The organism is Cytobacillus oceanisediminis, from assembly GCF_022811925.1.
GTDB classification, from domain to species: domain Bacteria; phylum Bacillota; class Bacilli; order Bacillales; family Cytobacillaceae; genus Cytobacillus; species Cytobacillus oceanisediminis_D.
Map to the genome: position 1 here is coordinate 2,829,689 of NZ_CP065511.1, position 21,560 is coordinate 2,851,248.

Sequence of the window (21,560 nt, forward strand, 5' to 3'; positions counted from 1 at the left end):
TCAGCCCTTTTCCTCCATTCTCACTTTAAACCATGCTATAGTTTTTATAATTCCCTCCTCGAAAGATACACTTGGTTTCCAGCCCAACTCCTTTAAAATTTTCGATATATCCATTGCGTACCTTCGGTCATGTCCTTTTCGATCCTCTATAAAATGAATAAGCTGGTGATCTTTTTTTAAATAATTAAGTATCATTTTTACAATATCCAAGTTCGTCTTTTCTTCCGTGCCTCCAACATTATAAACCTCTCCTGGTGCCCCTTTTTCAAGCACTAAATGAATAGCTTTGCAATGGTCCTCAACATAAATCCAATCCCGAATATTTAGTCCATCTCCGTATAAAGGGATATGCATGTTGTTATGGGCATGATAAATGGTTTTAGGAATTAACTTTTCCGGATGCTGCATAGGGCCAAAGTTATTGCTGCATCGTGTAATGATCAAAGGAAGCTGATGTGTTTTATAAAAGGATCTAACAAGTAAATCTGCGCTTGCTTTACTGGCAGAATAAGGGTTGTTTGGTGCAAGAGGACTTTCTTCAGTAAACGGAGGGTCATTTGGCTCGAGAGAGCCATATACTTCGTCAGTTGATATTTGTATCATCTTACGGGCTTTCCCCATTAAAACAGCCTGAAGCATATTAAAAGTGCCTTTAATATTTGTATGAATAAATGGAGCTGCATTTATAATACTTCGATCAACATGTGATTCTGCAGCAAAGTTTATAATAGCTTCATATTCTTGGTTAAATACTGAATTTACAATTGTATCTTTACCAATATCACAATGGATAAAATGATATCGGCCCGATTTTTCAAATTGCTGAATGAGTTCATTATTTGCAGCATACGTCAGGGAATCAATATTAGTAATATAATAATTTGTGTTGCGCAGTAAATATGAAATAAAATTCGAACCAATAAAACCTGAACCGCCAGTTATAAGGAGGTGTTTTTCCAAGTGGTATCATCCTCCACTGTTTTCTCGTCGTTTACAAATTGAGCTGCTTGGTACAATGATTCATGTGTACCAGCATCTGCCCACCATCCCTTTAAGATATCAAATTGGAGCTCATTTTTCTTTGCATATAAATTGTTTACTTCTGTAATTTCAAATTCATTCCGAATTGAAGGGTGAATTGTATTTATGAAGTTAAATACTTTTTTATCATACATATAAATTCCCGTTACACAAAAAGATGAAGGAGGATGAACTGGTTTTTCGATGATGGACTTTACTCTTTTTTTTTCGTCATCAAGCTGGGGAACACCGTATCTAGAAAGATCTTTAACTTCTTTTAAAAGAACTCTTGCCCCTTTCTCCTGTTTAAGAAATGCCTGAATATAGGGTGTTAAAGTATCTTTAAAAATATTATCACCCAGAATGGCAATAAATTTTTCTTCTCCTATAAAACTTTTCGCACACCTGAGGGAGTCGGCAATACCTGCTCCCTCATCTCTCTGGATTTCATAATAAAGGTTAACGCGGAGCTCCTTTCCATCTCCTAATACCTTAATAAATGAACTTAAGTCCTTTTTATTCGTAATGATTAAGATTTCCTGTATTCCAGCTTCCCTTAATTTAAAAATAGGCCAATAAATCATCGGATAGGGACCAACTGGCAAAAGGTGCTTATTGATAATTTGGGTAAACGGCTTTAAACGAGACCCGGTTCCACCAGCAAGAATAACTCCTTTCATCGCTTATAAAACCCCTTTTTCAGAAATTATTTCTTCATGGCATTTCTATATAATATATGTGTAACACCTTTATTTGACTTAAATTCACTTCTATAAATATCCCTCTAAAACAAATGAGAAATAAAAATCTTTTTTAATATAATAATTTGTTAAATTTAAAAGAATATCAGAGGTATTCTCTATCTGTTTTTCAAGTAACGCTTTTTAAATTTTATAGCGAAACCTTTGGATACTATTTTTAGTTATTCTCTCATTTTAAGAGTTAATATCCAGATTAACTCCAGCTTTCTTACCCAGTGTAGATAAAATCCCCAAAGCTTTTTTTCCTTAAAATTGATTTTAGGCAACTCTTTTAGTAATTTCTTTTTTTTGATCATAATCCCCCTTTTCCTTATTTTTATTCAATGGAGAAAGTATGTTCTTTAACTTATTTTCGGTCTGTATCTGCAGGAATAACACTCTTTTTCAAAACGCCAGCTGATACACGAAACATTGCAAGTATTTTCAAACTCCCGATTGGGCTGTTTATATTTTTACCTGTTAAAAAGATTAATGAAAAAAACACCTGCTTTCTATTAATATATGAAGATTACAATTGAATGGTATCGGACAAATATGGACAAGTCCTTAAAATGGACTAATTGTGGAATCCAAATAACCCGATTGATTAGTTTGTTCATTTGCACTTCAATTCTTTCAATAGTATGAAACAATAGATATTCCCAATATCCATCATCGTAATCAGTCTTGTACTGCCTTCGAAACAGTTTAAACCTAATGGTTTTTTTCCTGAAACGGGCAGTTGCCGGTGCCCTATTTTGTTCATAAGCATATTATAAAACACGTGAGAAAAACGGAGGATCACATATTAAGTGAGATAGGTGGTGAATGACTTGAAGGTACTGGTTACAGGAGGTTTGGGTTTTATAGGATCCCATCTTGTAGATCGCTATGTAGATCTCGGTTATGAAGTCATTATTTTAGATAATCTTTCGACCGGTACTCTTGCTAATCTGAATCCAAATGCCCGCTTTGTTTCAATGTCTCTGTTAGACAAAGAAGTTGCTGATTTAGTATATGGAGAAAAACCAGACATCATTAATCATCAGGCTGCACAAGTAAATGTTAGAAATTCTGTAGCTAATCCCTTATACGATCTTGAAACGAACTTACAAGGAACAGTTAGGCTGCTGGAGGCAGCAGGCAAGGCTGAGGTAAAGAGATTCATTTTCTCCTCGTCAGGTGGAACTGTATATGGTAAAACACCAAGCAGGGCCATACCAGAAAGTTATAAAACAAATCCTATCTCCCCTTATGGCATAAACAAACTAGCTTCCGAGTTTTATATTAGATTCTATGCTGAACTCTATGGCTTTCAAGCGGTTATTTTGCGTTATTCAAACGTATATGGATTGCGGCAAAACCCTCTATCAGAATCGGGAGTTATATCAATTTTTAGAAATAGGTTACAAAATCAATTGCAGCCCATTATTTACGGCGATGGAGAGCAAATCCGTGATTATATTCATGTCAGTGATGTTGTAAATGCCAATATTATGTTCAGTCAATTAGATTCCACATTACAAGGGACTTTTAACGTAGGAACAGGTAAAGGCACTTCTTTAAATAAACTTCTCACCTTCTTTTACGAGTTTTATCCATATGGAATAGATCCCGTATATAAAAAAGCTAAGGAAGGCGATTTGTTTTACAATGTTCTATCTATTGATAAGTTAGCTTCTTTAGGTTGGTCTCCCAAATTAAGCCTTGAAGAAGGAATTAAAGAACTTTGTCAGGGGGATATTTAATGAAAATTTGTATTATAGGGGCAGGCTATGTAGGATTGGTTACCGGCTCGTCCTTTGCTGAACTTGGATATGAAGTAGTGTGTGTGGATATTAACCCCGAAATAATAGAAAAGTTAAAGAACGGGATCATCCCTATATATGAACCGGGATTAGAGGAAATGGTTAAGAAAAATGCAAAAGAAGGCCGTTTAACTTTTACAACTGATATCCGTCAAGCTATACAATCAAGTTTATTTATTTTTATTGCTGTTGGAACTCCTTCAGCTGAGGATAATTCTGCTGATCTAACACATGTATTCAATGCAGCCGAGCAAATAGGATCTTATTTAAACAAGTACTCTATCATTATAAACAAGTCAACTGTTCCAATTGGCACATCCATAAAAGTTAAAGAAATCATGAGTCAAGCACTTTATAGAAGAGGTTTAGCAGATTTGAATTTTGACGTTGTATCCAACCCGGAGTTTTTAAGGGAAGGAAAAGCTATAAAAGACTTTTTAGATCCCGACCGCATTATTGTAGGCAGTGATAATCTTCAAGCAATAGATCATATGAAAAAATTATATAAACCTATTACCAGTAAGGGATTGCCGTTCCTGGTGATGGATCTTCCTTCAGCAGAGCTCACTAAATATGCAGCAAATGCAATGCTCGCAACCCGAATCAGTTTTATGAATGAAATTGCTGGAATAGCGGATGCCTACGGGGCTGATATCCAAATGGTTCAGGAAGGAATAGGAATGGATCATAGAATCGGCCATGCTTTTTTAACTCCCGGGATAGGATACGGAGGCTCTTGCTTTCCAAAAGATGTTAAATCATTAATTAAAACGGCATCTGATAAAAAAATTCCCACTCCCTTGCTGGAATCAGTTGAAAAAGTAAATCAGAGACAAAGAAAAAAACTATTTGAAATGATTATTGAACAATTCGGCAAATCAAATTTATCAATGTTCAAATTTGCTGTTTGGGGTTTGGCATTTAAGCCTGAAACTGATGACATTCGTGAAGCCCCTTCTATAGATATCATTCGTAAGATAGTTCAGCACGGAGGAAAAGTACATGCATGTGATCCCGCAGCAAATCATAAAGCACATAAAGTTTTTGGTGATGAAGGAGTAAAATACTTTCAAGACCCATATTCAGCCATTTCAGGAGCTGACGGATTAATCATATGCACTGAGTGGCCACAATTTCAATTAGCTGACTTAGAAAAAATAAAGAAGCTTCTTCGAAAACCAATCATTTTTGACGGGCGAAATATTTATGACCCTATGGTTATGAAAAAAGCTGGGTTCGTTTATAAATGTATAGGGAGGAACATATAAATGAAGCCAAAAAAAATTCTGATCACAGGGGGTTCCGGTTTTTTAGGTTCTCATTTATGCCGCCATCTGCTAAAGGAAGGTCACGAAGTATTTTGTATCGATAATCTATATACAGGACGCAAAGATAATATTGAGGATTTAACTGGAAATGATCGTTTTACTTTTATTCTCCATGATATCGTACAGCCAATTGATATTGAAGCCGACGAAATCTACCACCTGGCATGTCCAGCATCTCCTCCCCACTATCAGCTTGACCCAGTTAAAACATTAACCACTAATTTTATTGGATCTCTTAATTTGCTTGAATTAGCCAAAAAGTACAATTCAAAGATATTATTTGCCTCAACAAGTGAGGTATATGGTGACCCTCTTATTCATCCACAAAAAGAATCGTACAATGGGAATGTTAATTCCATTGGCCCAAGGGCTTGTTATGACGAAGGCAAAAGATGCGCCGAATCATTATTTTTTGAATATTATCGGCAGCATCATCTAAACATACGTGTAATCCGTATCTTTAATACGTATGGTCCCGGAATGGCACTGAATGATGGAAGAGTAGTTAGCAACTTTATCCTTCAAGCCCTCATGGGGAAAGATTTAACTGTTTACGGTGATGGGAGTCAAACGAGATCATTTTGCTTTGTTGACGATCTTATCTCCGGGATGGCTTCCATGATGAATACCAAAAAAGACTTTACAGGTCCGGTTAATCTTGGAAACCCTGCAGAGGTTACTGTTCTAGAATTAGCAAATAAAATAATTGACCTTATAGGAAGTTCTTCAAAAATTACGTTTTTACCAATTCCAAAGGACGATCCTTCCCGCCGAAAACCTGATATTTCACTTGCAAAGGAAAAACTAGGCTGGATGCCAGCTGTCACCCTTGATGAAGGACTTAAGAAAACAATTGAGTATTTTATAAAATATGGTAAAAGCGAAACATAATAAATATGCATAAGCTAATCATTGAATAAAACAATGAACGAATTTAAAAAAAAATTCCATTCAGCTGTGTAGAAAAAGTAAGGAGCTTTTTCAGTATAATAGTTGCCACTGTTTCATCTTTAAATTATTTATACAGGGCTGTAGTGCTGGCGAAATCTGTCAAAAAATAGCTTCCAGAGGCTAAAGTATCTTTATGTTTATTGGAAAAAAGATACATCCAGATGTAGGAAGTTTATTACTTTGATAAAGTAATACTAGCTAAAGATTTAGAAATACCCAATTTTAAAACTTTTATTTTTAAAAACAATGCTGTAGAAGCTTCGGGGGCGCTTAAAAGTAAAGTACTAAATTATTCGTATAAAACTAAGGCTGATCATTTTGGAATCTTTATGAGAGAAATATAGGAAGCTCAGAGCGGCTGCCAAAATGCATGCTAAATATTTGTGAATGGCTTAACATTTGTTGAAAGGAGCACATTTTTTTGAAAAATAAAGAAGAATCCGATAAAAACATTGTCTGGCATCAATCAGCCATTAATAAAGAAGATAGGCGAAAACTTAATGGCCACAAAAGTCTAATGATTTGGTTAACGGGATTATCCGGATCAGGAAAGTCCACTATAGCAAATGCTCTTCAGCATGAATTATATAAAAACAATGTATGTGTATATTTATTGGATGGAGATAATCTTAGGCACGGGATAAATAGCAATCTTTCTTTTTCACCAGAGGATCGGAAAGAAAATATAAGGAGGACTGCTGAGATCGGCAAGCTTTTTGTTGATGCAGGAATTGTTGTTCTTGCTGCTGTAATTTCGCCCTTTGAGGAAGATCGGCTGCATGCAAGAGCGATATTCCAAGAAGACGAATTTATTGAAGTTTATGTAAAATGTTCTCTGCTGGAATGTGAAAAGCGAGATCCTAAAGGCTTATATAAGAAAGCAAGAAATGGAGAGATTAAACAGTTCACAGGCATTGATCAGCCTTATGAAGAACCTGAAAATCCAGAGGTAGTCCTTGATACCACTGAATTATCTCTTGTTCAATCAGTAGAGCTGCTATCTTCATATATTTTCGAAAAGGTTGGACTCAAACAAAATGCAAAGGAGTGATTAATTTGCCATTAAGTGTTCCTCATGGCGGGAAATTAATCAATCAAATAAACTTAAACTTAGATGTTTCTGATATATGCGGAGAAATAGAAATAGACGCTATGGCGCTATCTGATTTAGAGCTAATTGCAAACGGGGCCTACAGTCCGATTACTGGCTTTCTTGGAAAAGAAGACTACGAATCTGTTATTGATAATATGAGGTTATCAAGCGGGTTAGTGTGGAGCATTCCTATTACTCTCCCTGTAAATGAAAAAGCAGCGGAGAATCTCAAGATTGGGGAAAGAATAAAGCTCAAACATAAAAATATCGTTTATGGTATATTAGATCTTCAAGAAATTTATACTCCTAATAAGACGAAAGAAGCAGAAAAAGTATTTCAAACAACAGATCAAAATCATCCTGGTGTACGCAAGCTTTTTGAACGTCCAAATGTCTATTTGGCTGGACCTGTCACTCTCACAAAGCTTCCGCTAAAAATAACTGATTTTAAAGATTATTATAAATCTCCTTTAGAAACAAGAAAAGAATTCGAAAAGCTCAACTGGAACACAGTTGTAGGTTTCCAAACCAGGAATCCAATACACCGTGCCCACGAGTATATTCAAAAATCAGCTCTGGAAATAGTGGATGGTCTTTTCTTAAATCCTTTAGTTGGAGAAACAAAATCGGATGATATTCCAGCGGATATTCGAATGAATAGCTATAAAGCATTACTAAAACACTATTATCCACAGAATAGGGTATATTTAGCTGTTTTCCCTGCTGCTATGAGGTATGCTGGTCCAAAAGAAGCTATTTTTCATGCGCTGGTCCGTAAAAATTTCGGCTGTACACATTTTATTGTTGGAAGGGATCATGCTGGAGTAGGTAATTATTATGGAACATATGATGCACAAAAAATCTTTGCGCAATTTAATGTAGAAGAAATCGGGATTGTCATTCTCTCCTTTGAACACAGCTTTTATTGTATTAAGTGTGAAAACATGGCCTCAAGCAAAACATGTCCTCACAAAAAAGAAGATCATTTGCACTTATCGGGTACAAAAGTTCGAGAGATGCTTCGCAAAGGGATTACTCCCCCAAAACAATTCAGCCGTTCAGAAGTAATTAAAATACTAATTGAGGGTTTAAAAAATTCATAAAAACAAAGAGCTGTTATAAAACAGCTCTTTGTTTTTTATATACCCCTCAAGCTTTAATTAAAGCTAGTAAGGGATGCATTATTTATGAATCAATTCCTTTGGCGTTATAATCGTTAACAAGCTGATAAAAATTAGTTTGGCGTCTCAGAATAGTCTCAATCATTTCACGGACCGCACCATTTCCGCCTTTATTTTTCGTTACATATTTCACACGCTCTTTTACAATCTCAGCAGCATTTGCAGGAGCAAAAGACATATCTATTATATTTATTATCGGGAGATCATTGATGTCATCTCCCATATAACAAACTTCATTCGTATTCAAACCCAGCGTCTTTAATAACTGATCAAATATATCAATTTTTTTTCTAATTCCCTGATAAATAAAGTTTATATTTAACTCCTCTGCCCTTTTAATGACGGACTCAGATGATCGTCCGCTTATAATGGCTGTAAGAATGCCTGCACAATGAGCTAAACTGATTCCCATGCCATCCTGTGCATTAAATTGCTTATATTCAGTTTCATCAGATCCAATATATAAACTGCCATCTGTCAGTACTCCATCAACGTCCAATACAATTAATTTGATTCTATTCATGTTAACGGAGTCCCATCTTAATGAGATCTTGTATATGGATCATACCTATAGGCTGATTATTATCATCAACAACAGGGAGAATATTTATTTTGCGGTTTTCCATAATTTTCAATGCCTCTGCAGCTAATACATCCTTCTTAATAGTTGTAGGCTTTGGATTAAATAAAGATTCAACCTTTTGGTTTAGTATATTTTCCTCTTTACCTAATGCCCGCCTTATGTCCCCATCTGTAAGAACCCCTTTGAGAACACCTGAATCATCAATTATATTAATTGCGCCTAAGCCAACATCTGTCATTTTGAAAAGCACTTCTTTCACCTGGCTATTAATATCAGCTATAGGATTTTTTCTATTAGCAGATATAACGTCATCGACTGTCAGCAAAAGTTTTATGCCTAAAGATCCGCCTGGATGAAATACAGCAAAATTTTCGGGCTTAAACTCTTTTGCCTCTAAAAGAGCAATTGCTAATGCATCTCCAATAACAAGAGTTAAAGTGGAACTTGTAGTTGGAGCTAATCCTAAAGGGCAAGCTTCTTCCACTTTGCCGTAACTTACTACAAGATCTGCTCTGCCTGCTATCGTTGAGCTTTCATCCCCAACAATTGCTATTAATTTTGCACCGATTCTTTTTATAGAAGGAATGATTTTTAGTATTTCCTCTGTTTCTCCACTATTTGATATAGCTATGACAATATCATCCTCTGTCACCATTCCTAAATCTCCGTGTAACCCTTCTGCAGGATGCAAAAAAAGGGAAGGTGTTCCTGTACTGGAAAGTGTTGCTGTTATTTTTTTGCCTATTATTCCTGATTTTCCTATACCCGTAATAACTACTCTCCCATTAGAGTTCAGGATATGGTTCACACACTCATTAATCTTAGAGCAAATAGAATCTTTTCTTGCTAAAATCTCATTAGCTTCCATTTCAATTACTTGAGAAATTGTCTTTCTAAAATCAAAATTAGGAAGGTTCAATTAGTATCCCCCTTTGTTCCCAAGCTTTTTACTAGATGGTCAATTTCTTTAATTGGTTTTAATACATTTTCCAGCTCATCAAGTTTAATCATGTTAGGCCCATCAGACAATGCATGATCCGGGTCTGGATGTACTTCTGTAAAAAGCGCATCAATACCGACAGAAGCAGCTGCCCTGGACAAATACGGAACAAATCTTCTATCCCCGCTTGTACTTGTTCCATTCCCACCTGGTAGTTGAACACTGTGAGTAGCATCAAATACAACCGGAACCCCAAATTCCCGCATTGTTGGCAGTGACCTCATATCAACAACCAGGTTATTATATCCGAAGGTGCTCCCTCTCTCCGTTAATAAAACCCTACCTGCTCCAAAAGGTCGCAACTTTTCTATCACATTCTTCATATCGCCTGGTGCTAAGAATTGCCCTTTTTTCACGTTAATGATTTTTCCTGTTTTGGCAGCTTCAACAAGCAGATCAGTTTGCCGGCAAAGAAAGGCAGGAATTTGGATAATATCTAATACTTCCCCTGCCATTTTCACTTGTGCGGTTTCATGGATATCAGAAGTAACCGGAATATCAAGCCGCTCTTTAATCTCAGATAATATCTCAAGCCCCTTTTGAATGCCAGGTCCTCTGTAGGATTTAATTGATGACCGATTTGCTTTATCAAAAGAAGCTTTAAATACAAAAGGTATATTTAATTTAGCTGTAATTTCTTTAAGTCTTTCGGCAATTTCAAAAACTGATGTTTCGCTTTCAATCACACATGGCCCTGCTATTAAAACGAAGGGTTTATGCCCGCCAAAAACAATTTCATCATTTAGCTTTACAAGGTTAGCCAATGGTATCATCCTTTAGAAATTTTTCCACTCTCTTAATATCTTCCTTTGTATCTACACCAATTGAATCGTAATTCGTTTCCACTACCTTAATATTTATGCCATTCTCTAGTAATCTTAATTGTTCCAACATTTCATTCTTCTCATATGCTGATAGTGGCAGGTTTACAAATTTTTCTAATAGATGAGCAGGATAACAATAAATACCCAGATGCTTATAGTATCTTATTTCAGTACCTGACCTATTGTATGGAATTGGTGACCTAGAAAAATATAAAGCATTATCATTCAAATCTGTGACTACTTTCACAACGTTTGGATTATCAATATCTTGCTTATCTAATATAAGGGTTTTGGCTGTAATAACACTATTAGGATTCCTCATCGCTTCTTCAACAAGCAATGTAATAAGCTCAGGTTGTATTAATGGTTCGTCTCCTTGGACATTTAAGATAATGTCACCCTCCACTTTCATTGCTGCTTCCGCCACACGATCTGTGCCAGACTTATGGGTAACACTGGTCATAATAGCTTTTCCTTTAAACGATTCTACCTTTCTATAAATTTCCTCGTGATCTGTAGCAACAATAACTTCATTTATCTTCGCTGATTTAGTTACTCTTTCATAAACATGCTGAACCATAGGCTTACCGCAAATATTAGCAAGAGGCTTGGCTGGGAATCTTGTCGATGAATATCTAGCAGGGATTATTGAAATAACTTTCATCTATGTCACCCCTAACCGTATAATCAATATTATCCTGCTTCTGAATTCTGTTTAAAGTAAATTCGTTTCCTTTTAACATAATATGCACCTTCAATTAAAAGGTATAGACTAAAGCCATTGTAAAAGTAAATGCGAAGGGAGATAAGCTTAATTTCTTGCAGCTGAATACAAAAAAGGGCCGTCTTCACGGGCCCCATGATAATCATGCTTTTAAGCTGTGCTCTTTTGAGAGATAATTCTGAAGCTCTTCAATAAATATGGAACAAACAGATTTCGGGTTCATACTATAGCTTACATTTGTTCCTTTTCTTTTACTTCCGTCATCAATTATATTCTTTATATATTTATTAGGGATTTTATAAATAAAGGGGTGTTCATGTTGGCCAGTACCCTTCAAAGTGTTCATATGTGCTACGCCATGCTTACCGCAGATATGGGCAACGAACATTGTATCAGTGGAATAACTTGTTAAGAAGAAGTCTACTTGTGAGGCATAGGCAATCTTCTTTGTTGAAGTACTTCCAATAAGATTAAAGGTAGGAATTTGCGGACCGATCCGTTTAATTATTTTTTTAGCAACTCTTTTATCATCAATGGCATACTCCCTTCTAAATTTTTTTTCACTTTGTGCTTCCGTAGAAGTTAATCCATCCAATACAACTCCAACGTTAGGATATAGCTTTTGGACTTCCCGAACAATTTTTGCTACTCCTTTAACTTTTTCATCCCATGATCTTCTTTCACCACATATTCCAAACCATAATATCGGAAAGCATTTTTTTAATTGATTGAATTTTTTTGCTTGCTTCGGGTCACTTAATAAGCTTTCAACAGAACTTTTAACCAGTAAATTATTTAGCTCTGATTTTTCCTGCTCAGGGTAATGTTTGTTTGAAGATGGCAGAACAATGAAGCCATTGTTCTCCAATACAATCTCGTTGACATCATTTACATCCACTACTTGTTCTTCACAAGGAAGTGAATACAGGGATTTTATCGAGTAGAACATCCCATCTTCCAAGGAAATAATCCTTGGAATTTTATTAAAAACCTCAGGTTTTTTTACTACATGATTCAAATAATAATGGAAACTGTGAAGGGAAGATAAAAAGTCATTAAAATAATGGTAGGGTCTAAAAAAAGAAACCAGCAGAGCATAAAGGGAAATGCTTTCTTTCTCAAGTGAAAAGTCCAATATCTTATCGAATAGGCGAACTATTTCTCTGTTTAACTTTTCTATATGCTTCTGTATATTGCTATTTCTCGAATGCCCACTCTTAAAATCAATAAAGATATTTCTTGTTGGAAAATACATCCCCGTAATATTGAATCGTTGAATGATATAAAAGGATTCATTTCCATCAATGAATCTAAGAAAGTTCTTACCTCCATGCAGGGGCAGATAAATGCTCTGTTTACAACCGGCTAAACCCTGTCCAAAAATACTATTTACTAAGATTTCATTTTTATTAACAGCCATTTCGAGCATCTTATTACTAAAATTTTGATCTTTTGTAGCAGTATATAGCTTCTTAATTTGGGTCCTTTCATGTTCATTGAATTCTTTAGAATCTTTTACTTCGTCAATATCGTTAAAGATAATAACCTTGCCAGTTACCCATCTATCAATATTTTTTCCAGAGAGGCTTTGGAGAGCATTCACATGTAAACCATTTATATTATTTAATAGGTTTTTATTATAATAATTCCAACACTCTATTGCTAATTTAATATTACTGTTTTGATCGACTACATTATCCTCCAATGTTTCATCACATCCTATTCTTATTCTAGAGCCCCAAGTTACACTCACTTTTTCCTAATTACTGTGTTAAACCCCGATGTTGAATTAGGCACACTGTTGATTTGGAGCGGAAAACAACAGGCAAGTTTAACACTGCCTATCTAATAATAAAAACATGGGGAAAGTTACCTTTTGCCACACAAAATATTCATTATATCTTATCAATTTCAATATATGGTTAGGCAAAATATCATGTATAGATTGATGTCCTATAATAGAAAAAAATAGGTGATGTCCTTATGGTTAAACGGAAAATTTTTCGCCACCAAGTTGTAACTGCAGATAAAAAGATTTTTTAAAAAAGGCCCTTACAAGAGAAGGTAATTTTGCATAAACTGTATCGTTAACACCTTTAGAAAATGTAAAGGGGTGAAGAATAATAAGTCTTTTTTTAACCGATCGTGAAATCCAATCCATAAACTTATGGTTTTCAAAGATGAAGACCTTTAAGCCTGAAAAAAGAAGACAAAAGCGGAAACGGGCTGAAGGTATCTTAAACTTAAATTACAATGTGATAGGAAGCGGGTCCCACCGGATAGTATATGATTTGCAAAATGGATATGTTTTAAAAATCCCCTTGCGTGAAAGGGGTTTTAAAAGTAATAAAGCTGAGTATAATTTATTCTTAAACTGTCCTCCAGAGCTGCAAAAGCATTTATGCCCAGTGGTTGAGTTGGGACAAGGCTGGATGATTATGAAAAAAATGGATGAAAAGCTTCCCAGAAATGCTGAGTATGAAGAAAAAATATCTAATTTAGGTAACTTATTTCTAAGTTATGGAATCAATCCATTGGATTTGAAAAGGAAGAATTTAATGCTAGCGAAAGATGGAAAAATTACAGTGATTGATTATGGTAATTTTAGAATGATTATGGAGAATTCAGACTAAAGGCATTTCCTCGGAAAATACCCTCTAAAGACCACTTTTTTTTAGAAGTTTCACCTTATCAATTTAATGTAGAAGAGCTGTTCAAATTGTAAACAGCTCTTTTTTACTATAAGTTAAAACCAAAATCGCCTATTGAGTGCTCATCATTATGATAATCTGACCCGCCTGTAACAAATTTTTTATACTTTTGGGCCTGCGTTTTGTAACGAGAGACATCTTCTGGCCGGTGTTTACGATGCCAAACTTCAATTCCATCAAAAGAAAGCTGCATTAGCTCCTCTACAATTAAATCATCCTGGATAAGTACAGGGTGGGCAAGGACTGCCACTCCGCCTGACTGGTGTATAAGCCTTATTCCCTCTTCAGGCGATAGAACCATTTTATCCACTGCACATGGTTTTCCATCAGCTAAATAATGGTCAAATACCTCCTGAACAGTTTTTGCATATCCTTTTTCAACAACAGCCTTGGCTATATGGGGGCGGGCAATAACGTCCCCTTTACTGTGTTTAAGGACATCTTCGTCTGTAATGTTAAATCCTAATTCACAAAATTTCTTTACAATTAATTGGGCCCGGTTTTCACGATGATCACGAATTTTCTTTAAAGTTTCCAGCAATGAATTAGATGCACTGATCCCGTACCCTAATATATCGATATTTTTCCCTTTATATTTGGTGCTTAGCTCGATGCCTGGAATCACATTAACCCCAAGCTTCTTTCCTGTTTCCATGGCTTCTTTAAGCCCATCTGTTGTATCATGATCAGTAATGGCAATGGTCTTGAGGCCTTTTGCAGCTGCCATTTCCACAACCTCTGATGGTGAAAAGCTGCCATCGGACGCGGTAGTGTGCAAATGAAGATCAAATTGGCCATTTTTTATTATATTTTTTAGTTCCATAACCTTTAGCTCCTTTCTATTTGTGGACTCCTTCTTCACTCCGGCTGACACTTTAGATTCTATAATATGTGTGGACTGAGATGTTGGCTGTCTTATTGCCTAATCAATTATGGATAATATTATATAATCAGTGGTACCTGCTTCCTTGCAAATCCAACACGGCAGCTAAAGGCAATTATATCCCTCTTCTCCACTGGTGTCCCCTTCACTTTTTTACAAATTTCCCCCGATTTATAATAACTCTTTAGTTAAAGATTCAAAGGATCATTAATACTGCAATCAAAATAAATAGGTATTTCCTCATATTTTTCCTCCTGCCCAATTTATTTTCAAATTTCTGACATAATCTCTGTTATAATGAAACTATAAGGCAAATTCTGCAAATTTTCCGAATTTAAATCCATGGATGGACGAGGCGATTCTATTGCTCCTTTTCTTTAAGATTGTGGTTTGGATGATTGTCGCTTGTCTCGGGTTTTATGTTTTTTCTGTGTGGAGATGGGAAAAGAAAGTTAAGGAAAGAATGTTTGCGATCCGGAAGACCTGGTATATCATCTATGTACTGGGGGCGGTTATTTATTGGACCAAAGTGCCGGAGTCCATTTTCACAGACTGGCTGAATTACCTGATTGTTGCGATTATTTTTGCGCTTGTTGATGCATTTATTTTCCTGGGCTCTTACCTGAAAAGAGTCGGCAATAATGAACTGGCAACGGATACGATGGAATTGCTCGAAGAAAATAACGACCTTTTGAACTCACAAATGAATAAACTGAAATCCTTTCAGTATTTGTTGAAAAATGAACCGATCGACGTTTATTATGGAGATATGGAAGCCTATATTGCAGGCATTGAAAAACTTTTGGCAGACTATGCAGAAAAAGTGGATATGAAAGCTTCTTTATGCAAATACACGACACAGGAAGATAAAGATTATTTGCTTGAGCACTATCCTGATAAAGCGTTAATTCACAGCCGGCTGGACCGCAAGGAAGTGTATTATGATGCCGATGAAAAATTGGCATTAATTCCTTTTTCCATCCTTGAAGACTATTATGTTATTAAATTGACCTCCGATGATTTTGTCACCGAATTCGACTACTTGTTATTCACTTCACTCATATCAATATACGACCTAATGCTCCCTGCTGAACAGGAGGACGAAGACCATGAAGGAACCAGCGGATAAAGAAAAGCACAAATTGAGTACAAAGAACAACATGAAAATCATGAAAAAGAAGTCGAGGATCAATCTTCCTGACTTTGAAGTCAGCCCGCATACCGAACGGATTATAAAAGAGAATAAAAGATTGATAAGCGTTTATACAAAAAGCAAAGCATGAGCATACTATAAGGCGTGGAAGGAATTTTCTTCCGCGCCTTTATTCATGTTCACTTTTCAGGGACATATAATAAAGAAATAAATCCTAATTAAAGGGCTGATCGAAATGAAAAAGCTGACTAAAAAAGTAAAAAATATAGACTTCCCCACCTTTTCTTTATCCCCTTACACGAAAAATCTTTCCAAAAAAACGGAAGCTGCGATAGAGAATTTAAACAAAGGGAAAAAGCTGCCTAAAAATAATGTATAAAAAACCGCCTTCCATGATGCGGCATTATTTTATAAAAAACTTCACTTTTTTTAATGCATCCTTTGTAGCCGGATATCGAAATGGCAAATCGAATCTGGTGGTTTGCTTCAGTATGCTTTTCTCATGCGAAAACACATCAAAGCTTCCCTTTCCATGATAAGCGCCAATCCCGCTCTCCCCTACTCCCCCGAAAGGCAGATATGGTGAACTAAGATGATAAACGGTATCATTAATGCATCCCCCTCCAAAGGAAATGCTGCTTAGTATCTGGTTTTGAACGCCTTCACTTTCTGTGAAGATATATAGCGCTAAAGGTTTCGGGCGTGCTGTAATCTCTGTAATCATCCCGGACAAGTCGTCATATTCGAGCACCGGCAGGATCGGTCCAAATATTTCATCCTGCATGATTTCATCAGCCCATGTAATATTACCGAGAACAGTTGGTTCGATGCCTAGAGAATTTAAATCATGCCGGCCCCCGTGAATAGTGGTGCCATTGGTTAAAAATTTGGTGAGACGGTTGAAGTGTTTTTCACTGACGATTCTCGTGAAATGACCGGATGTAATCGGTTGTTCTCCATAAAGCTCCTGTATGGCTTGTTTTAATTCTTTCAAGAATTCTTCTTTAATCCTGCTGTGAACATAAATATAATCTGGAGCCACACAAGTTTGGCCGGCATTAATATATTTTCCCCAGGCAATTCTCTTCGCAGCAAGCTTCAAGCTGGCATCTTCATGCACGATGCACGGACTCTTCCCTCCCAATTCAAGGGTAACGGGAGTAAGGTGCCTGGAGGCTGCTTCCATGATGATTTTTCCGACAGGGACACTGCCTGTGAAGAAAATATAATCGACCTTTTCATTTAATAGGGCTGTGCTTGTTTCTGCGTCGCCTTCAACAACTGAAATATACTCTTGCGGGAAATGATTGCTGATCATTTTTGACAGCAATGCCGAAGTTTGCGGTGTTAATTCCGAAGGCTTCAGAATAGCGCAATTCCCTGCGGCTATAGCTCCAATCAGCGGTGCAATCGCCAGCTGGAAAGGATAATTCCAGGGCGCTATGATTAGCGCAACTCCATATGGTTCAGGATATATATAGCTTTTCGAACCGAATTGGGCAATTGATGACTTCACTTTTCTGGGTTTGGCCCATTTTTTTAAATGTTTTAACGTAAAGCGGATTTCCTCCAGCAGAATTCCAATCTCCGTCAAGTACGCATCGAACTCACTTTTATTGAGATCCGCCTTTAACGCATCCATCAATTCCTGCTCATGCTGCTTAATGACCGAGCGAAGCTTGCCGAGCGCTTCCATTCGGAATGTGACATCCTTTGTTTTACCCTGGGTGAAGAAATTTCTTTGTTTTTGAATGAGATCCGCGTAGTTTTCCATGGAATACCTCCAGATGGGACTAAGTTTTAAGGATATATTATCATCTTGGCTGGAGGAAATACATAAATAGGTATACTCCCATTGCAAAAAAAGCCGGCCATAAGGTCCGGCTTTTGAAAATTTATCTCGGCAGCTTGAAGAATTCGCTGTTTTCACTATAGTTTCCTGCCAGCCTTCCAAGCGGCTGCAGTTTTTCTAAATTCACTTTATAATTACCGAGGTAGTAATCATCGTCAATATGATAATGTACCATTCTCCCAATAATAAGATGATCGCTTCCTAGCTTAATAATCTGTTCCAGCTTGCATTCCATATGGATTGGTGCTTCTTTTACCCTCTTAGGGGCGACCAAATGACTTTCAGCAGCGGAAAGCCCTGCCGCTTCAAACTCATCAGCCTCACTCGGGAGATTCTCTGCACTTTTTTGCATTTGGTTTCCCAATGGTGCAGGAACCACATTGATGACAAACTCTTTTGTCGCTCGGATGTTGACCAATGTATCTTTTTCTGTTCCTTCCCTGTCGCCAACCCCAGGTCCAATTGAAATACAGAGCATGGGTGGATTTCTTGAAGCAACACTGAAAAAACTGAAAGGTGCGAGATTCTGGCCGCCTTCCTCAGATTCAGTGGAAACCCAGGCAATCGGCCTTGGGACGACAGATCCGGATAATAATTTGTACACTTCTTTTTCTCCAAGTTCCGAGGGGTTAAATTCCAAACGGACCACTCCTTCCACCTTTAAATAACATAGTTATTCTTTTTATTCATAATCGATAATGCTGTCAGTAATGTAAAAACAATAAACATCATACCTGTGATTAAAAACCACCCGGAAGAAAATTGACCGGTCTTATCCACGATTAAACCGAACAAGGGCGGAATGATAATGGCCCCAGCTGATCCCAGTGTGATACTGATCCCGCTTGAAATGCCAGCTTGTTCTTTCGGCACCAATTCACTTGCAAGATTCATCCAGATGCCATTGAAGCCTGAAGCTGCAAACCCAAACAGAGCTGTAATGGGAGCCATTACCCAAAATGGGGCTGAAGTAATGACAGCAGCTGACGTACTGGCCAATGCGGTAATAATGGTAATAATCATAAGGATCACAACACGTTTTCCTTCAAACAGCCTGTCGCTTATGATTCCCCAGGCAACCCTGCCAATGGTTCCGAATATTTCAGATATAACCAGGAGAATACCTGATAAAAAGATTGAAATATTTAGCTGTTCATAGGCAAATAAAACAATATACGTATTTAAGCACATTTGCGTGCCATTCAAACCGAGAGCACTAAAGCTTATCAGCATCAAAGCTTTATTTTTAAACATTTTAAACATTGATTTGTAAAATTGGAGCAAACTCATTCTGCTGCCCTTCGCTTGCTCCAGTTCAGGCGGATCCCGGTAAAAATGATAGGAAACGAATCCGCCCGCCAATAAAAGAAGGCAGGCCGTAAGAAGTACAAATCTCCAGCCAAAAGTTACACTAAGCGGAAGCAGTATCAAACTGGCCAAGGCCGATCCTGCCGTGATGCCGGTTTGTTTTATTCCCATTGCTGTTCCCCGCTGTTTGAGCGGGAACCAATAAATGATGCCTCTATTTGTGATCGGGTGCATGGATCCATACCCAATTCCGCCAATAACAATCAATAACAGGACAAGCCAGAAATCATGAAGCAATGTCATGAACAGAAAGCCTAACCCCATTAAGGCCGACGCCAGAACCAATAATTTACGGGATCCTGCAAGGTCAGTCAGAAAGCCGGCAGGAACTGAAATGATCGCCTGGCCCAAAAAGAGAGCCGCTGGGAGCATGCCGATTTGCGACTTGGTCAAGGAAAGGTCCTCCCCGATTAAAACTCCCAGCGGTCCAATGCTTCTGCCGACAAATGCTACCATCAGCTGTGCGAGCAGAAGAAATAATAGCATTTTCCATGGATTTTCATTGATGGCAAATTGTTTTTCTGCCAGTGAATTACTCATAATTAATCATCTCTTTTTTTGGCTTTTATGCCTTTAAATTGATTGCAGTCAAATCTTCCTCCAGAACTTTGCTCTTTGAAACAGCTGGAGCTAATAGAGAACCTGCAATACAGATAAAGAAGTTCAGTCCCAGCCCAATGACGCCCCCGTGAATTCCATAGATTGTTTTATAGCCTGTAAGAGTAAGCACTCCTGCTAATATGGCGCCTGCAAGCATCCCCCAGAAGACAGCCTTACCTGATAAGCGCTTCCAATATAAGCCCAGTACAAAAGCCGGGAATACCTGAACAAGCAATTCAAATTTTAAGACGAAAATTTCATATAGCGTTCCCGGAGGATTCCAGGCAATCCACAGAAGAAAGATGATGGCAATGATTCCGCATACTTTCCCGACCATGACCTTCTTATGTTCAGATGCCTTAGGATTGATGAATTTTCCATATACGTCATTTGAAAGCATGGATGAAAAGCTGAGCAGAACAGAATCGGCTGTAGAAATAATGGCTGCAACAATCCCGCCAAAGAAGATGATCATAATCCAGTAATAAAATGGATTAATGGCGGCAATCTCATTGGCCATCAGACCTACAAGCTGTTCAGACCCCGTCTTATCCAGTCCTGGAAAAAGCATAATTCCAATAATACCTACCATAAATACAAGCCCTGTTGTAATTGGCGGCATCCATGCCATGCGGGCAAATGATTTTTTCAGTGTTTTCTCGCTTTGCGCAGAATATATTCTTTGAACAGCGTGCGGATAAATACTTGCTCCCAGTCCAACAAGCACGAGCATACTCAGCCAATTAATATTCACTTCCATTGGAGGGACTGCTGTTTTTGCAGGTTCCAGTTCTGCTACATACCTTGTAACATCAGAGAAATTTCCTCCGACGAGATACAAGCCGCCGATGAGGAAGACAATGATTCCAATCATAAGAACAATGCCTTGCATAACATCCGTAAAAGCAACTGCCTTCATTCCGCCCATCCACTCATAGGCAAGCATAACAGCTACAAAGACGATAACAGCTATTTGGTATGGGATAGTTCCGCCTGTCATCCCTGATACAGCCTGGCCAATCGCTACAAGCTGTTCTAAAAGATAGTTCCCAAGCCCCCAAAGCATAAGAAAAATACTAAGCAATGTAACTGCTTTCGATTTAAAGCGGTGATCGATCCAGTCAGTAGGTGTAACAAAGTTTCTTTTCTTTGCAATGACATATAATCTTGGTGCAAACAGTAAATAGATTCCGATAATGATTGTCATAAATGAAATCGACTGAATCCACGAGAAACCTGTCCTATATGCTGTTGGGGCATATCCGACAATGGTATTCCCGCTATATTGCGTCGCATATAAGGTGAAAAAGAGTGCGATAAAACCGAGATTCCTTCCGGCAAGGTAGTACCCTGAAAGACTGTGATGAAGGTTCTTCTCACCTCTGCCCGATAAGTATCCAATTACCAGCATGATTATGGCAAAGGCTGATAAAATAATGATCCCATCTGTGCCTGCAAATGCTAAATCATTCATGATTTATCCCCCTTTGCTTTTTCGGCTTCTTCCTGGTCCTCCACGATATTCCACTCATTCACACAAAGCCAGCTTAAATATCCGCACATAATAATGGAAAAAGCTGTCGAGATAAATGCCCATAACGGAAACCCGAGAATATAGGGCTCTGCTGCTGCATCCGGGAAATACCAGGGTACTACGCCAAGTGTTATGATGGCGAGGACTACCCAAATCCATTTTTTTCGAATAGGTTCTTTTATCGTTCTGTTTTCCATATGGCTTCCT

General features: G+C 37.5%; 21 protein-coding genes. 8 read left to right on the forward strand and 13 right to left on the reverse strand.

Translation table 11 applies throughout. The features are described from left to right. Complete coding sequence (gene rfbB / locus IRB79_RS14340; RefSeq protein WP_243503148.1) at positions 1–960, reverse strand: dTDP-glucose 4,6-dehydratase; 960 nt, start codon at positions 958–960, stop codon at positions 1–3. After that, positions 939–1,700, reverse strand: coding sequence for a sugar phosphate nucleotidyltransferase (locus IRB79_RS14345; RefSeq protein WP_243503149.1), 762 nt, complete (start codon positions 1,698–1,700; stop codon positions 939–941). Before IRB79_RS14345 ends, rfbB begins: the two co-directional genes overlap by 22 nt. An 893-nt stretch (positions 1,701–2,593) precedes the next feature. Here IRB79_RS14345 and IRB79_RS14350 point away from each other — a divergent pair. From IRB79_RS14350 to sat, 5 genes are all read left to right on the forward strand, one after another. Continuing rightward, complete coding sequence (locus IRB79_RS14350; protein WP_243503150.1) at positions 2,594–3,508, forward strand: NAD-dependent epimerase/dehydratase family protein; 915 nt, start codon at positions 2,594–2,596, stop codon at positions 3,506–3,508. Then, the gene (locus IRB79_RS14355) at positions 3,508–4,836 is read left to right on the forward strand and encodes a UDP-glucose dehydrogenase family protein (protein WP_243503151.1); all 1,329 of its coding nucleotides are present in this window, start codon (positions 3,508–3,510) and stop codon (positions 4,834–4,836) included. The genes IRB79_RS14350 and IRB79_RS14355 overlap by 1 nt, the downstream gene beginning before the upstream one ends. Further along, positions 4,837–5,787 carry a UDP-glucuronic acid decarboxylase family protein gene (locus IRB79_RS14360; protein WP_243503152.1) on the forward strand — a complete coding sequence of 317 codons (951 nt, stop codon included), beginning with the start codon at positions 4,837–4,839 and terminating at the stop codon, positions 5,785–5,787. Positions 5,788–6,268: 481 nt separating this feature from the next. Beyond that, positions 6,269–6,898: an adenylyl-sulfate kinase gene (gene cysC, locus IRB79_RS14365; RefSeq protein WP_243503153.1), complete on the forward strand. Its 630-nt coding sequence runs from the start codon at positions 6,269–6,271 to the stop codon at positions 6,896–6,898. Positions 6,899–6,903: 5 nt separating this feature from the next. Beyond that, positions 6,904–8,043, forward strand: a complete 1,140-nt coding sequence (gene sat / locus IRB79_RS14370) for a sulfate adenylyltransferase (protein WP_243503154.1) — start codon at positions 6,904–6,906, stop codon at positions 8,041–8,043. A gap of 82 nt (positions 8,044–8,125) precedes the next feature. On the opposite strand, the gene IRB79_RS14375 is transcribed toward sat, so the two are convergent. The 5 genes from IRB79_RS14375 to IRB79_RS14395 all read right to left on the reverse strand — a co-directional run bounded on the left by IRB79_RS14375 (position 8,126) and on the right by IRB79_RS14395 (position 12,957). Then, positions 8,126–8,644 (reverse strand): KdsC family phosphatase, encoded by a 519-nt coding sequence (locus IRB79_RS14375; protein ID WP_243503155.1) that lies wholly within the window; start codon positions 8,642–8,644, stop codon positions 8,126–8,128. 1 nt (position 8,645) lies between these two features. Next, positions 8,646–9,623 carry a KpsF/GutQ family sugar-phosphate isomerase gene (locus IRB79_RS14380; RefSeq protein ID WP_347815331.1) on the reverse strand — a complete coding sequence of 326 codons (978 nt, stop codon included), beginning with the start codon at positions 9,621–9,623 and terminating at the stop codon, positions 8,646–8,648. Then, positions 9,620–10,468: a 3-deoxy-8-phosphooctulonate synthase gene (kdsA, locus tag IRB79_RS14385; RefSeq protein WP_243503156.1), complete on the reverse strand. Its 849-nt coding sequence runs from the start codon at positions 10,466–10,468 to the stop codon at positions 9,620–9,622. Before kdsA ends, IRB79_RS14380 begins: the two co-directional genes overlap by 4 nt. Continuing rightward, positions 10,461–11,192, reverse strand: a complete 732-nt coding sequence (gene kdsB / locus IRB79_RS14390; protein WP_243503157.1) for a 3-deoxy-manno-octulosonate cytidylyltransferase — start codon at positions 11,190–11,192, stop codon at positions 10,461–10,463. Before kdsB ends, kdsA begins: the two co-directional genes overlap by 8 nt. Positions 11,193–11,394: 202 nt before the next feature. After that, complete coding sequence (locus IRB79_RS14395) at positions 11,395–12,957, reverse strand: TetR family transcriptional regulator C-terminal domain-containing protein (protein ID WP_243503158.1); 1,563 nt, start codon at positions 12,955–12,957, stop codon at positions 11,395–11,397. Between the two features lie 475 nt (positions 12,958–13,432). Between IRB79_RS14395 and IRB79_RS14400 the strand changes: the two genes are divergently transcribed. Then, positions 13,433–13,885: a protein kinase family protein gene (locus IRB79_RS14400; RefSeq protein WP_243503159.1), complete on the forward strand. Its 453-nt coding sequence runs from the start codon at positions 13,433–13,435 to the stop codon at positions 13,883–13,885. A 106-nt stretch (positions 13,886–13,991) separates the two neighbouring features. Here the strand turns inward: IRB79_RS14400 and IRB79_RS14405 are convergent, their stop codons facing one another. After that, entirely contained in the window at positions 13,992–14,786 is a 795-nt protein-coding gene (locus IRB79_RS14405; RefSeq protein WP_243503160.1) for a PHP domain-containing protein, read from the reverse strand. A 424-nt stretch (positions 14,787–15,210) separates the two neighbouring features. On the opposite strand from IRB79_RS14405, the gene IRB79_RS14410 reads away from it, so the two are divergent. Next, on the forward strand, positions 15,211–15,975 hold the full coding sequence (locus IRB79_RS14410) for a type II toxin-antitoxin system SpoIISA family toxin (RefSeq protein ID WP_243503161.1): 765 nt from the start codon (positions 15,211–15,213) through the stop codon (positions 15,973–15,975). Next, the gene (locus IRB79_RS14415) at positions 15,956–16,129 is read left to right on the forward strand and encodes a type II toxin-antitoxin system SpoIISB family antitoxin (RefSeq protein ID WP_243503162.1); all 174 of its coding nucleotides are present in this window, start codon (positions 15,956–15,958) and stop codon (positions 16,127–16,129) included. The genes IRB79_RS14410 and IRB79_RS14415 overlap by 20 nt, the downstream gene beginning before the upstream one ends. Before the next feature lie 273 nt (positions 16,130–16,402). On the opposite strand, the gene IRB79_RS14420 is transcribed toward IRB79_RS14415, so the two are convergent. From IRB79_RS14420 to IRB79_RS14440, 5 genes are all read right to left on the reverse strand, one after another. Beyond that, positions 16,403–17,773 (reverse strand): aldehyde dehydrogenase, encoded by a 1,371-nt coding sequence (locus IRB79_RS14420; protein WP_243503163.1) that lies wholly within the window; start codon positions 17,771–17,773, stop codon positions 16,403–16,405. A gap of 121 nt (positions 17,774–17,894) precedes the next feature. Beyond that, positions 17,895–18,491 carry a flavin reductase family protein gene (locus IRB79_RS14425; RefSeq protein ID WP_243503164.1) on the reverse strand — a complete coding sequence of 199 codons (597 nt, stop codon included), beginning with the start codon at positions 18,489–18,491 and terminating at the stop codon, positions 17,895–17,897. 20 nt (positions 18,492–18,511) lie between these two features. Continuing rightward, positions 18,512–19,759, reverse strand: coding sequence for an MFS transporter (locus IRB79_RS14430; protein ID WP_243503165.1), 1,248 nt, complete (start codon positions 19,757–19,759; stop codon positions 18,512–18,514). 25 nt (positions 19,760–19,784) lie between these two features. Further along, entirely contained in the window at positions 19,785–21,293 is a 1,509-nt protein-coding gene (locus IRB79_RS14435; RefSeq protein WP_243503166.1) for a sodium:solute symporter family protein, read from the reverse strand. Beyond that, positions 21,290–21,550, reverse strand: coding sequence for a hypothetical protein (locus IRB79_RS14440; RefSeq protein WP_243503167.1), 261 nt, complete (start codon positions 21,548–21,550; stop codon positions 21,290–21,292). The genes IRB79_RS14435 and IRB79_RS14440 overlap by 4 nt, the downstream gene beginning before the upstream one ends. Between the last annotated feature and the right edge of the window lie 10 nt (positions 21,551–21,560).

Coding starts and splice junctions, on each gene's coding strand:
- IRB79_RS14345 (WP_243503149.1), bottom strand. CDS start 1,700: ATGAAAGGAGTTATTCTTGCTGGTGGAACCGGGTCTCGTTTAAAGCCG.
- IRB79_RS14355 (WP_243503151.1), top strand. CDS start 3,508: ATGAAAATTTGTATTATAGGGGCAGGCTATGTAGGATTGGTTACCGGC.
- IRB79_RS14360 (WP_243503152.1), top strand. CDS start 4,837: ATGAAGCCAAAAAAAATTCTGATCACAGGGGGTTCCGGTTTTTTAGGT.
- IRB79_RS14375 (WP_243503155.1), bottom strand. CDS start 8,644: ATGAATAGAATCAAATTAATTGTATTGGACGTTGATGGAGTACTGACA.
- kdsB (WP_243503157.1), bottom strand. CDS start 11,192: ATGAAAGTTATTTCAATAATCCCTGCTAGATATTCATCGACAAGATTC.
- IRB79_RS14400 (WP_243503159.1), top strand. CDS start 13,433: ATGAAGACCTTTAAGCCTGAAAAAAGAAGACAAAAGCGGAAACGGGCT.
- IRB79_RS14405 (WP_243503160.1), bottom strand. CDS start 14,786: ATGGAACTAAAAAATATAATAAAAAATGGCCAATTTGATCTTCATTTG.
- IRB79_RS14415 (WP_243503162.1), top strand. CDS start 15,956: ATGAAGGAACCAGCGGATAAAGAAAAGCACAAATTGAGTACAAAGAAC.
- IRB79_RS14420 (WP_243503163.1), bottom strand. CDS start 17,773: ATGGAAAACTACGCGGATCTCATTCAAAAACAAAGAAATTTCTTCACC.
- IRB79_RS14430 (WP_243503165.1), bottom strand. CDS start 19,759: ATGAGTAATTCACTGGCAGAAAAACAATTTGCCATCAATGAAAATCCA.
- IRB79_RS14435 (WP_243503166.1), bottom strand. CDS start 21,293: ATGAATGATTTAGCATTTGCAGGCACAGATGGGATCATTATTTTATCA.
- IRB79_RS14440 (WP_243503167.1), bottom strand. CDS start 21,550: ATGGAAAACAGAACGATAAAAGAACCTATTCGAAAAAAATGGATTTGG.